We start from the raw sequence: 13,521 nt of genomic DNA, 5'->3' as shown, positions 1-13,521 counted from the left end.
GAGACAGCCTCAAGAGCCGGAAAGACCATAACGGATGTAGTGGCTGTCATGATAGTAGTAGCTCCGGTGCCCGTCGTATCGAGCCATGGCCTTGGTATCCGTTTTGCTGAGAACTGCCCCAATCAGCGATTCGTGAACGTTGGGTGCGGTGTGTAGAGCGTGCTGCACGACATCGATTTTGGTCCGGCCCCATTCGACGACTAGAATGTAGCAGTCGATTAGAGATGAAGTGGCTCGGACATCAACCAACGGGGTCAGGGGAGGAAGGTCAACGATGACGTAGTCATAGTCAGCTCGCAAACGGTCGAACAGCTTGCTTATCGCGTCGGCGCACAGAATTTCGCTGGTGTGAAGCAGGGGGCCCCGCCGCACGGCGGGTAGAAATGCAAGGTTGGTCGTGGGATCCCGCCAAATTGTGTCCGCCAGGGATCGGCTGCCGTTTGCAACTTCGATGAGTCCGTTGACAGCCTTGGGCGCAAAGATCGCAGAAAGTGAGGGATTCCTGAGGTCGCAATCGACGATGATAGCTTTCTTGCCGGTGTGCCCGATCAATTGCGCGAGCGAGGCTGCAATCGTAGTCTTCCCCTCATTCGGCAGGGCCGAGGTAATGCCGATGACCTGAGAGGAGATTTTCGCCGGATTGTGGTCGATGGCTAGCTTGATGGAACGGATTGCCTCGGTATATCGAGATAGCGGCATCCCGACCACGGTCCGATGAATTGCCGTTGGAGACGGAACTATCCGTTGCTGAACATCATCATCGGTTGGCTGGGAGCGAACTGGTAGCTTCGCGGATTTGCGGGCCGGCAACAATGGTACCAAGGATAGGCAAGGCAATTCCAACACAGTTTCCACTTGTGAAGAGGTACGAAAGACGCGATCCATGAGGTCTCTGAGGAGCGCCAAGCCGAGGCCCAGCGCGAGACCGCCGAGAATGCCGAGCGCCAGTACCAGCCTTGTCTTCGGCTTGCTCTTGCTCGCCGGCGGCGAAGCGGGAAAAAGTAACCGCGTTTCTGAGATAGAAAATGTCTCCTGCTGTGCGGATCCCATGTAACGCTGCAGGAAGGTCTCGTACAAACTACGCAAGCCCTTTGCCCGGCTTTCCAAATCCTTGATAGTCAGCTCAGCCGAATTGACTGAGCGGGACCGCGAAACGGCCGCAGATAGCTGCTTTTCGACTTCTTGCTGCCTCTGGTTGGCGAGCTGGAACTCGCTTCGGCTGACTTCGGCAAGTCTTTTGACTTCGTCGAAAATGGAGACGCGGAATTCCCGCGCGCGGTTCCGGATATTGACAACTGCCAGGTGGTCGCGACCCACCCTGGCCGACAACTCGGCCTCACGCCTCGTGAGTTCTAGATACTGCTGACGCAGCCCCGTAATGATCTGACTGTTCATAGCATCGGCCCCGACAGCATCCATATTGGCCATCGAGGACGGCTTTGTCGGATCGGAGGCAAGGAGAGTTTCGTAGCGAGCCAACTTGGCCGTGGCCTCGGAGATCTGGGCGCGTGCGGCACCCAATCGATTGTTGAGTTCCGTGATCTGCTGTTCGTCGATGGGCTTTCCGTCCGAGGATACGATATTGTTCTGGGCCTTGTAGACGTCGACGGCACGTTGTGCAGCAAGGGCTTGGTCACCAAGATCGCGCAGCCTGTCCTGCAGCCAGCTTGTTGCCCTGCGATTGGCATCGAATTTTGCATTGAGCTGGTCCGCAACATAAGTATTGGCTACCGCGTTGACGATCTCCGCGGCTCGGGTTGCGGTGCTCGAATTGAAGCTGATCTCAATGACGTTGCTGAACCCGACACGCCCTGCCGAAAGCCGATTCAGAAATGCGTCTACGAGTGCGTCCGACAGTCCGGTCTGCGTATCGGACGGGTCATCCTTCTTCCGCTCAGGCGAGGCCCATGACCGAATTCGCTGCCAGAGCGACTGTAGAGATAGCCCTGACCCATTGAAGTCCGGATCGTCCGCCAGTTTCAACTGGTCGATGACCGCAACCGCAGTGGCCTTTGATCTAAGGAGTTGAAGCTGGGTTTCGGTTTGACTGAGATCGAAAGTCGGGTCGGCGATAAGTGACTGCTGCTGGACGAATTGAGGCTTTGGATTAGCCAACAGGATCTGAACCTGCGCGGTATAGGTTGGAGACGCCAACCGGAGGTAGAGCAGGCTGGCTGCAGTTACGAGCCCAGCAGTGACAAGGATCACGAGATATTGGCGTCGCAGGAGCCCGATGCCGAAATTGATGACGTCGCTGATTCCTCCGCTGTCCGCCTGAACGGGTTGGGCCAGCCCGGTCACAGGCAGCCGTACGCTATCCGTGTGTCGAAGATTGTTCTGGAGCATCACGTACCTGTCCGACGGTGGGTCACGTTGGGCCGCTCGCCCGCAGACCAACGTTTAAGGGGACGCGCGGGCGGTGGGGATTATATGCATATAAAAATCTGCTTGCCAAATTAAATAAATCATATATTAATTGAAATGAAATTGAAAATGACGATGGGTTTGCCGTTTTCGGCCCGGCGTTGGCAAAATAGAGGATGTTCTAGGGGTTACGGTCTGGCCGGCATTTGCATTCGAGAATAATGTCAGCGTTTCGAGACGGATCGGCGGGCGGATGATTAAATTCCGTCGGATATTTATGGTCCGTCGCAACGAACCCGCGATGGGGAAATTGAGCGCCGGCAGGAGGGTGCCCAATGCTGGAACTGCGATCCTTGGCGATCCCTGATGTCAAAGTAATTCGAACAGTCCGGTTTTCCGATGCCCGCGGCTACTTCTGTGAGACCTTTCAGCGATCGGCTTTTGCGGAGAAGGGAATCCTCCATGATTTCGTTCAGGATAATCAATCCGGTTCAGATCGGGTCGGCACGGTGCGCGGCTTGCATTTCCAGCGACCGCCCTTCGCCCAGGCCAAGCTCATACGGGTGTTGAACGGGGCCATTCTCGATATTGCCGTTGATCTCCGGCGTTCATCGCCCAACTTCGGCAAGCACATCGCCATCCAGTTGGATAGCGAAAGCGGTGAGCAGCTGTTCATTCCGAAGGGATTCGCGCATGGGTTCTGTACCCTGCAGCCCAAGACCGTCGTCTTGTACAAGGTCGACCAAGTCTACGCCCCGAGCCATGACGGCGGCGTCTATTGGGCTGATCCCGCATTAGCGATCAAGTGGCCGGTCACACCGTCAGAGGCTCAGATATCGCCAAAGGACCAGACCCTTCCTGCGCTCAGCCAGCTTGCTTGCGTTTTCGAATAGTGGAGATGAGTGGAATGCGTATCCTGGTGACCGGCGGAGCGGGCTTTATCGGTTCTGCTGTGTGTCGCCGTTTGGTGCTGCAGACCGGTGCCGCGGTGGTCAACATCGACAAGTTGACATACGCAGCCGACCTGACTTCGCTGGCGAGCATCGAGGGGCTGGGGTCTTATGCGTTCCTGCAGTCAGACATCTGCGATCGCGAGGCTATGGATCTCGCGTTCGCCGACTACGAGCCGGATGCGATCGTACATCTTGCCGCCGAAAGCCACGTCGACCGTTCGATCACAGGACCCGAGGCCTTCGTCAGCACCAATATAGTTGGTACCTACACGCTGTTGGAGGCGGCCAGGACCTACTACGAACGTCTGCCGCTTCCGCGGCGGAAGCAGTTCCGCTTCATCCACGTATCGACAGACGAAGTCTACGGGTCATTGGGGCCGGAGGACTTGTTTCGCGAGGACACGCCCTACAGGCCGAGTTCGCCGTATTCGGCCAGCAAGGCGGCCTCGGACCACCTCGCACTCGCGTGGTTTCGAACCTACGGTCTGCCGGTGATCGTATCGAATTGTTCGAACAATTACGGGCCGTACCAGTTCCCGGAAAAGCTCATCCCGCTGACGATCCTCAATGCGCTCGACCGGAAGCCGCTACCGGTCTATGGCGACGGCAGAAATATTCGCGACTGGCTTCATGTCGATGATCATGCCGCTGGCTTGATAAGACTTCTGTACGAAGGAAGACCGGGCGAGAAGTACAATTTCGGCGGAGATGGCCAGCGATCCAACCTGGAGGTGGTCACCCGGATTTGTGACCTGGTGGATCGGTTATCCCCGGGCGCGGGAGCGAGACGATCTCTCATTACGTTCGTGCCGGATCGTCCGGGACATGATGCGCGCTATGCAATCGACGCGTCGAAGGCGCATCGCGAACTTGGCTGGGAACCGACCAGAACCTTCGAACAGGGCTTGGCCGAAACGGTCGGATGGTATCTCAACAATCGTGCATGGTGGCAGCATGCTCGCTGCGGTGTCTATGACGGCTCGCGTCTGGGTCTCCTCGTTGCCCAACATTGAGGTGAAAATGACAGATCGACCCATCCTCATTGCCGGGCGGAATGGTCAGTTGGCAAAGTGTCTTCGTGATCTCGCTGCAATGCGAGGTCTGCCTGCGGTGGCTCTCGGGCACCGAGAACTCGATCTGGAGAACCGCGAGGGGATCGACAAGATCATCGAATCGATCGCGCCGTCTGCAATCATCAATACGGCCGCTTATACGGCGGTTGATCGCGCTGAATCTGAAGCAGCGAAGGTGTTCAGCATCAACCGCGATGGCGCGGCGACGCTGGCAAATGTCGCTTGGCGAATGAACATTCCACTCATCCATCTCTCGACCGACTATGTATTCGACGGCGCGAAACCGGATGCGTACGACGAAAGCGACATCCCCGCGCCGTTGAACGTCTACGGCGCGTCGAAGCTTGCCGGCGAAGCTGCCGTATTGGCCGCGCATCCGCTCGCAACCGTGATCAGATGCTCGTGGCTTTACAGCCCGTATGGCAGCAACTTCGTTCGAACGATGCTGCGGTTATGCGAGACTCAGCCCATCGTAAGGGTTGTTCGGGACCAACACGGAAATCCGACCTACGCATACGACCTCGCAGAGGCCGTCCTTCGGATCGCAGAACGGTCAGTAACAGTCGATCGCAGGGCCGCAGCCGGCATCTTTCATCTCGCCGGTCAAGGCGAGACAAGCTGGCACGACTTTGCGAAGGCAATCTTCGACGAGCTTTCCCGTCGTGGAGCGCAGATTCCGGTGCTTGAGGCGATCACGACTGAAGAGTTTCCGACCGCTGCGCGTCGACCTCGAAACTCGCGCCTGGAGTCATCCAAGGCCGAACGCGTGTTCGGAATTCGACTGGCGTCCTGGCGCCATTCACTCGAAGCGTGTCTTGACCAGCTGGTCGGAGAAGGAGAAGCCGATGCTGAAGGGAATCGTGCTGGCTGGCGGCAGCGGAACGCGCCTCTATCCGATCACGCACGTGGTCAGCAAGCAGTTGCTCCCGATCTATGACAAGCCGATGATCTATTATCCCCTGTCGACGCTGATGTTGGCAGGGATCCGCGAGATTCTGATTATTACCACGCCGTCAGACCGGTGTCAGTTCGAGCGGTTGCTGGGGGACGGGAGCCAATGGGGCATTCGGCTCAGCTATGCGGAACAGACCCGTCCCGCCGGTCTCGCGGACGCCTTCATTGTTGGTGCCGATTTCATCGGCAGCGATCGCGTGGCGATGGTGCTTGGAGACAATATCTTCTTCGGCGATGGCCTGAGCGAACTGCTTGCGAGGGCGGCAGGACGTGAGCAAGGCGCAACAGTTTTCGCTTATCACGTGCGGGACCCGGAACGATATGGCGTCGTCGCGTTTGATGAGGCGGACCGTCCAGTATCGATTGAGGAGAAACCCAGACGGCCAGCTTCGAACTGGGCAATTACGGGACTGTATTTTTTCGACAATCGCGTTGTCCGCTACGCCCGTCGCGTCGAGCCATCGCCGCGCGGAGAGCTCGAGATTACCGATCTTCAGATGCGCTACCTTTCGGCCAGCGCGTTGCACGTTGAGCGCATGGGGCGGGGGTTTGCCTGGCTGGATACCGGCACGGTCGAGTCTCTCATCGATGCGGGGACGTTCGTGCAGACCCTCGAAAAGCGGCAGGGAATGAAGATTGCCTGTCTCGAGGAGGTTGCCTTCAGACTCGGCTTTATCAATCGCGATCAACTTATCGCGCTGGCGCAACCATTGGAGAAGAGCGGCTACGGCAAATATCTGAGCGAAATCACCCGGCTAACGCATTTCGCTTCGCAATAAACGCCCTCAACCGATATTTTTGTAGTTATGTTAAATCCACGCGCATTTGAATTGACTGGCAGTTTAAAATAGAATTAAAATATATATAGAAGATTTATTTAATCGGTATAGCCATGCTGGTTCAAAAGGAGAGCGTCTTCGGTCGGGGAGCCCGGGCCCTTTTTCCAGGGGAAGATATTCCCGCCTTTTTGCGAGAAGCGCCGTTCTGGAATGCATTCGATGGCTCCGATCCGCCCGGCCGGTGGGATCCGCCGTTTGCTCATCCGCCAGCAAGTGACGCCACTTTCTTCCCGCAGTCGTCTCGGGCCAGTTCGGGCGATCCGCCAGACCTGCGCGGCGTTGTGTCCCGCCATTTCGCGGCATCTTCCCAGTCGCGATTGTCTGCTCTGCTGTCTTCGACGTCTTTGACGAGCCGCCATCAGGGCTTGGTGCCGACGTTCCCATCTGTGGCAAACGAAGGGACGCCGCCGACATCATCATCGATTTCGACCCCGGACACCAACCACTGGACCAATTCCAGCGGCGGAGCCTGGAACGTCGCTACGAACTGGAGCGCCGGCGTCCCGGGGATCATAGACTCTGCGTTCCTCGATGCGGCAGGAGCGTATGTCGTCACCAGCACGGCCAATGTCGATATCATGAGCCTGGTCGTTGATGCAGGCGCGACGCTTTCGTTCGGTGCCGGGTCGCCATTTATCGTCGAAGGCGATGTAGTGAACAATGGGACTGTCGAAGCTGGATCGCTTCTTGGGAATCGCATTGCTACGGGGGACTTCAAGGGCGACGTCAGCGGCACAGGATCTTTCGAAATTTCAGACAAGGCAATCCTGGAGATCGGAGATTCGGTTTCCGGGCAGTTCTTGAATGGATCGTTCTCCGGCATAACCGTGTCGTTCGACACAGGAATTGGCACGCTTGTCCTCGATCAGTCGGCCAAGTTCCACGGGCTGATCGCAGGTTCGTCCCCGGGGGCATCGCTTTCTTCGCAGAACCTCATCGACCTGAAGGATCTACCCTTCACATCGTCGATGTCGGCGACTGTCAACTACGACAACAGCTCGAATATCAGCGTAGTCGATTTCAGCAATGGTGCGGCCAATGTCACCTTGCTGTTCTCGGGGATGGACTCGAATTGGAATTTCAAAAGCGATGGGCAGGGAGGCACCCTTCTGTCCGATCCACCCACGAATCCCATCGTACTGGAAAACCAGAAGCCAGGCACGCCGAAAAGCGTCTGGCAGATTCAGCCGGGTGACAATTCGAATCTGACCCAGGGGTTTGCGACAGCAATCAGCACCAATGTCGGCGGGACGGTCCAACTCAAGATCAACAACCTGACCGGCAACCCGAACTATCGCGTCGATGTTTACCGGCTGGGCTATTACGGCGGCGATGGTGCCAGATTGGTTACGAGCCTGCAGCATCAGGCCGCAGCTGCGGTCGTCCAACCCGCTCCATTGCGAGACCCGTCGAGGGGCCTCGTAGACGCCGGCAACTGGAGCGTGACCGACTCCTGGAGCGTGCCGACCGATGCGGTCTCGGGCGTCTACATCGCCAGCGTCGTCAACGGCACTGAGATTTTCCAGATCCCGTTCATCATAAGGAACGACGCTTCGCACAGCGACGTCGTTCTCCAGACAAGTGATGAGGACTGGCAAGCCTACAACGGCTGGGGAGGGGCCAATCTTTATTTCGGGAACGGCCCGGGCATCAACGGATCAGCCTTCGCGGTCAGTTACAATCGCCCCCTCGTAACGCGTGACGGCGAGGGAACCTTTTCCGAGGGGGGAGACTCCCCGTTCACGGCTGAGTTTGCGGCCATTCAGTGGCTCGAGCAAAACGGGTACGATGTCTCCTACATTTCTGGAATCGATGCTGCGACAAACGGCTCGTTGTTGCTCAATCACAAAGTCTTCATGGACGCGGGGCATGACGAGTATTGGACCGAAGCTCAGCGCGCCAACGTAGAGGCCGCAGCGCATGCTGGCGTGAACCTTGCGTTTCTAACAGGCAACGAGATCTTTTGGAAAACAAGGTTGGCACCCAGCATCGATGGCAGCGGATCAGCCAGCCGCACACTCATTAGCTACAAGGATACGCACGCAAATGCGCTGATTGATCCAACAGGACAGGCGACCGGAAATTACTCTGACCCGCGGTTCGGTCCGCCTCTTCCCTCGAATGAGTTGACCGGTACATTGTTCGCGGTCAACGCATTTCGGTACGATACGATCGCGATACCGTATCCAATGACCCAATTGCGCTTCTGGCGCAATACGGCCGTCGCGCAAACGTCACCCGGGCAGACCGCCTCGCTCGTACCGGGCCTGTTAGGCGTTGAATGGGACACCGCGCCGGACAACGGATTTCGCCCAGCGGGGTTGATCAGTGTCTCATCTTCAACATTGCAGGTGAATGGACAGTATCTCCTTGATTATGGCAACACGTTCGCAGATGGCACAGCGACCCACAATCTCGTAGTGCATCGGGATCCCGTTAGTGGTGCACTGATATTCTCGGCCGGTTCAATCAACTGGCCATGGGCGCTTGCTAGCGACCACGACGGACCGGCGACTCCGGTAGATCCGAACGTACAGCAGGCGATGGTTAACCTGTTCGCCGACATGGGGGTTCAGCCGGCGACGCTGCAAGCGAACTTGACTGCCGCGACCCAGTCGACAGACGGTACGGCGCCGACCTCTGGTATCACCAATCTCTCGGCTGCCAGCGTTGTCGAGGGACAATCGATCACGGTGACGGGAACGGCCGCTGACGCGGGTGGAAAGATTGCCGGCGTCGAAATCTCCACGAATGGCGGAACAAGCTGGCATCCGGCCAACAGTAACGTCGGCGCGGCGAATGTGACGTGGTCATACACGTTCGTCACAGGGGCTCAGGGAACATATAACCTCAAGACCAGGGCAATCGACGACAGCCTGAACCTGGAAACACCGGATGCAGGGGTTACCTACACCGTCACGCCGTCTTCCAACCTGACACTCTTCAATATTACCGATACGCCTGCCGCGATCTCAAATAGCGATTCCGGCTCAGTTGAGCTTGGTGTCAAATTCGTCCCCGCCGTGTCGGGCAAGATCACCGGGATTCGCTTTTACAAGGGGCCTGAGAATACCGGTACCCATATCGGTGATCTCTGGACCACAAACGGCAGCCTGCTTGGGAGCGCCACCTTCACCAACGAGACGGCGAGCGGCTGGCAGCAGGTTAATTTCGCCACTCCGATCACTGTTAACGCTGGTGTGACGTATGTTGCTTCCTATCACACGAACACGGGTCACTATTCCTCAACCGATTTCTACTTCATCAACTATGGAGGCCTTACGAAAGGGGCGCTCACTGCGCCTGGCAGCAGCCTCAACGGCGTCTTTGCCTATGGCAGTGGCCCGATCTTCCCCGACGACGTTTCCTCTACGAAAGCCGCAAATTACTGGGTCGACGTCGTTTTCTCTGATTCAGGCACGACGTCGCCGCAAGCTAACGGGGACAGTGGATTCACGGTTACCCAAAATGGTGTGCTGAACATTCCGGCATCAGCGCTGCTAGCGAACGACACCAACCCGTCCGGATTGGCTTTCTCACTTACTGGCGTCAGTAATCCGGTCAATGGAAGCGTAAGCTACAATGCGCAAAACCAGACCGTGACCTTTACCCCTGCCAATAGCTATGCCGGGACAGCGGGTTTCGCCTACACGATCACAGACACGAGCGGCCAAAGTGGGTCCGGCCAGGTATCGCTCAACGTCAATTATCCGGTCTCTGCGCAGAGCTTGTTCGGCACCAATGATGCGCCAGGGGCCCCCAATTCCGGCGACACAAGCCCCGTCGAAGTTGGAGTCAAGTTTACCGCATCCGTGAGCGGGACAATAACCGGCCTGCGCTTCTACAAGGGATCTTTGAACACCGGTCCCCATGTTGCGGATCTCTGGAGCTCGACTGGTACCCTGCTTGCGACTGCCACGTTCACGAACGAGACAGCCAGCGGCTGGCAGCAGGTCAACTTCTCCACCCCTGTGGCCATCACGGCAGGCGCCACCTACGTCGCGTCCTATCATACCAACGGTAACTATTCCGGTAGCCAGAACTATTTCACGACATCGCTTACCAACGGCCAGTTAACGGCTCCGGCTGGCGGCAATGGTGTCTATAGCTACGGATCCGGAAGCGTTTTCCCGACCAGCACCTATAAAGCCTCCAACTACTGGGTCGACGTCGTCTTCAATGGGTCCTCCACCACCAACAATACGCCGCCAACCGCGGTTGCTGACGTCGGTGATGCCACCGAGAAGGGCGGCGTGAACAACAGCACCGCTGGCACAGCGGCCACCGGCAACTTGCTGACCAACGATACCGATCCCGACTCGGGCGATACCAAGACGGTCGCCGCCGTCAGCTTCGGCTCGACCAGTGGCACACTCGGCTCAGCGCTCTCTGGAGCGCATGGCAGCCTCGTGCTCAATGCCTCGGGCACCTTCACGTATGCGGTCAACGAGACGGATCCGGCTGTCCAGGCCTTGCGATTGTCGACCAACACGCTGACCGATGTCTTCAATTACACGATGCGCGACACCGCTGGCGCCACGTCATCGACCACGCTCACCGTTACAATTCATGGCGCCAACGACGCGCCAGTGCTGGCCGTCCAGACCGGCGATCAGACCGCGATAGTCGGTACGTCATTCTCCTTGACGCTGCCTGCGGGCACCTTCACCGACGTTGATTCCGGGGAGTCTCTCGCTTACACGGCGACCGCCGCCGACGGCACGGCACTTCCCGCATGGCTGACCTTCAATGCCTCGACACGGACCTTCAGCGGTACACCAACGTCCACCAATGCTGGCACCCTCAGCATCAAGACCTCGGCCACCGATCTCGGTGGTCTGTCAGCCAGCGAGACGTTCAATCTCACGGTGACGACAGCGCCCTCAACCGTGAGCCTGTTCTCGAACTCGGACACACCGGCCAGCCTGTCGGATTCCGATGCGTCGCAAGTCAATCTTGGCGTGAAACTTTCGTCCTCCGTGGCGGGCACGATCACCGGCATCAAGTATTACAAGAGTGCAAATGACCCCGGGACTCATACGGGCTCGTTGTGGAGCAGCACCGGCACGCTGCTGGCGAGCGCGACGTTCACCAACGAGGGCAGCAGTGGCTGGCAGACCGTCACGTTCAGCAATCCCGTGTCGATCGCGGCTGGAACGACCTACGTGGCGAGCTTTCACAGCAACGGCCATTATGCTTCCACCACCAACTACTTCACCGCCGCTCGCACCAGCGGTCCGCTCACGGCTCCGGCTAGCGGCAATGGCGTCTACACCTACGGAACCGGCAATCTGTTCCCAACCAGCTCGTATAACGCCAGCAACTACTGGGTCGACGTCGTCTTCAATGGGTCCTCCACCACCAACAATACGCCGCCAACCGCGGTTGCTGACGTCGGTGATGCCACCGAGAAGGGCGGCGTGAACAACAGCACCGCTGGCACAGCGGCCACCGGCAACTTGCTGACCAACGATACCGATCCCGACTCGGGCGATACCAAGACGGTCGCCGCCGTCAGCTTCGGCTCGACCAGTGGCACACTCGGCTCAGCGCTCTCTGGAGCGCATGGCAGCCTCGTGCTCAATGCCTCGGGCACCTTCACGTATGCGGTCAACGAGACGGATCCGGCTGTCCAGGCCTTGCGATTGTCGACCAACACGCTGACCGATGTCTTCAATTACACGATGCGCGACACCGCTGGCGCCACGTCATCGACCACGCTCACCGTTACAATTCATGGCGCCAACGACGCGCCAGTGCTGGCCGTCCAGACCGGCGATCAGACCGCGATAGTCGGTACGTCATTCTCCTTGACGCTGCCTGCGGGCACCTTCACCGACGTTGATTCCGGGGAGTCTCTCGCTTACACGGCGACCGCCGCCGACGGCACGGCACTTCCCGCATGGCTGACCTTCAATGCCTCGACACGGACCTTCAGCGGTACACCAACGTCCACCAATGCTGGCACCCTCAGCATCAAGACCTCGGCCACCGATCTCGGTGGTCTGTCAGCCAGCGAGACGTTCAATCTCACGGTGACGACAGCGCCCTCAACCGTGAGCCTGTTCTCGAACTCGGACACACCGGCCAGCCTGTCGGATTCCGATGCGTCGCAAGTCAATCTTGGCGTGAAACTTTCGTCCTCCGTGGCGGGCACGATCACCGGCATCAAGTATTACAAGAGTGCAAATGACCCCGGGACTCATACGGGCTCGTTGTGGAGCAGCACCGGCACGCTGCTGGCGAGCGCGACGTTCACCAACGAGGGCAGCAGTGGCTGGCAGACCGTCACGTTCAGCAATCCCGTGTCCATCGCGGCTGGCATCCCCTACGTCGCGAGCTTTCACAGCAACGGCCACTATGCCTCCAGCACCAGCTACTTCACCACCGCTCGCACCAACGGTCCGCTCACGGCTCCTGCGAACTTCAATGGCGTCTACACCTACGGAACAACCAATCTGTTCCCGACCAGCTCTTATAACGCCAGCAACTACTGGGTCGACGTCGTTTTCAAGGGATCCAGCGGCAGCAACCAGCCACCGTTGGCTACGAATGATAGCGGCTTCGACGCCACCCAAGGCATCCCTTTCACCATCGCCGGGGCGGCACTGCTCGCCAACGATACCGATCCGAACGGCGACGCCTTGACGATCACTGGTGTGAGCGGAGCCGTCAACGGGACTGCCAGCTTCAACCCCCAGGACAATACGGTGACCTTTACGCCGGCGAACGGCTTCACCGGGCCGACTTCTTTCAACTACTCCATCTCGGACGGCCAGGGTGGCAGTGCAAGCGCCTCCGTCAACGTGACGGTGCATGCGCCATCATCCAACGTGTATAGCCTGTTCAGCTCCAATCCCACACCGAGTGTTGTATCGGCCAACGATGGCAGCGGGATTGAGGTCGGGATGAAATTCCAGGCGTCCACCTCAGGGGATATCACCGGACTGCGTTTCTACAAGGGACCGTCCAACACGGGGACTCACGTTGCAGATCTGTGGAGCAGTACCGGCACGCTTCTGGCCACGGCCACATTCGCCAGCGAAACGGCAAGTGGCTGGCAGCAGGTCAACTTCAGCTCTCCGGTGACGATCGCTGCAGGGACCACGTATGTTGCGTCCTACCACAGTGCGGGCGGTTACTCATCCGATCCAAACCTCTTCGCCAGTTCCGTCACGAGCGGGCCGCTAACGGCTCCGTCATCTTCATCCAGCGGCGGCAACGGCATTTACGCTTACGGGACCGATAGTCTGTTCCCGACAAATAGCTTCAATGCGACGAGCTACGCCGTCGACGTACTATTCAGACCTCAACTAGCAGCAGCATAGGAGACGTAAA

Annotated in this window: 6 protein-coding genes; 5 read left to right on the top strand and 1 reads right to left on the bottom strand. The window is 58.2% G+C overall.

Annotated elements, in window-relative coordinates:
* Positions 1–9: 9 nt before the first annotated feature.
* Positions 10–2,346, bottom strand: a complete 2,337-nt coding sequence (locus tag IVB18_RS29700; RefSeq protein ID WP_247991766.1) for an AAA family ATPase — start codon at positions 2,344–2,346, stop codon at positions 10–12.
* A 353-nt stretch (positions 2,347–2,699) separates the two neighbouring features.
* Here IVB18_RS29700 and rfbC point away from each other — a divergent pair, with 353 nt between their 5' ends.
* The 5 genes from rfbC to IVB18_RS29675 all read left to right on the top strand — a co-directional run bounded on the left by rfbC (position 2,700) and on the right by IVB18_RS29675 (position 13,511).
* Positions 2,700–3,257 (top strand): dTDP-4-dehydrorhamnose 3,5-epimerase, encoded by a 558-nt coding sequence (rfbC, locus tag IVB18_RS29695; protein WP_247983937.1) that lies wholly within the window; start codon positions 2,700–2,702, stop codon positions 3,255–3,257.
* A 14-nt stretch (positions 3,258–3,271) separates the two neighbouring features.
* Entirely contained in the window at positions 3,272–4,330 is a 1,059-nt protein-coding gene (gene rfbB, locus IVB18_RS29690; protein WP_247983936.1) for a dTDP-glucose 4,6-dehydratase, read from the top strand.
* 7 nt (positions 4,331–4,337) lie between these two features.
* A complete protein-coding gene (rfbD, locus tag IVB18_RS29685; RefSeq protein WP_247983935.1) occupies positions 4,338–5,327 on the top strand; it encodes a dTDP-4-dehydrorhamnose reductase in 990 nt (329 codons plus the stop codon).
* Positions 5,236–6,123, top strand: coding sequence for a glucose-1-phosphate thymidylyltransferase RfbA (gene rfbA / locus IVB18_RS29680; protein WP_247983934.1), 888 nt, complete (start codon positions 5,236–5,238; stop codon positions 6,121–6,123). The genes rfbD and rfbA overlap by 92 nt, the downstream gene beginning before the upstream one ends.
* A gap of 113 nt (positions 6,124–6,236) precedes the next feature.
* Positions 6,237–13,511, top strand: a complete 7,275-nt coding sequence (locus IVB18_RS29675) for a DUF4082 domain-containing protein (protein ID WP_247983933.1) — start codon at positions 6,237–6,239, stop codon at positions 13,509–13,511.
* Positions 13,512–13,521: the final 10 nt, after the last annotated feature.

It is taken from the genome of Bradyrhizobium sp. 186, from assembly GCF_023101685.1.
Taxonomy (GTDB): domain Bacteria; phylum Pseudomonadota; class Alphaproteobacteria; order Rhizobiales; family Xanthobacteraceae; genus Bradyrhizobium.
Note: the sequence above shows the minus strand (reverse complement) of the source record. Positions and strands in the feature narration are given on the sequence as shown.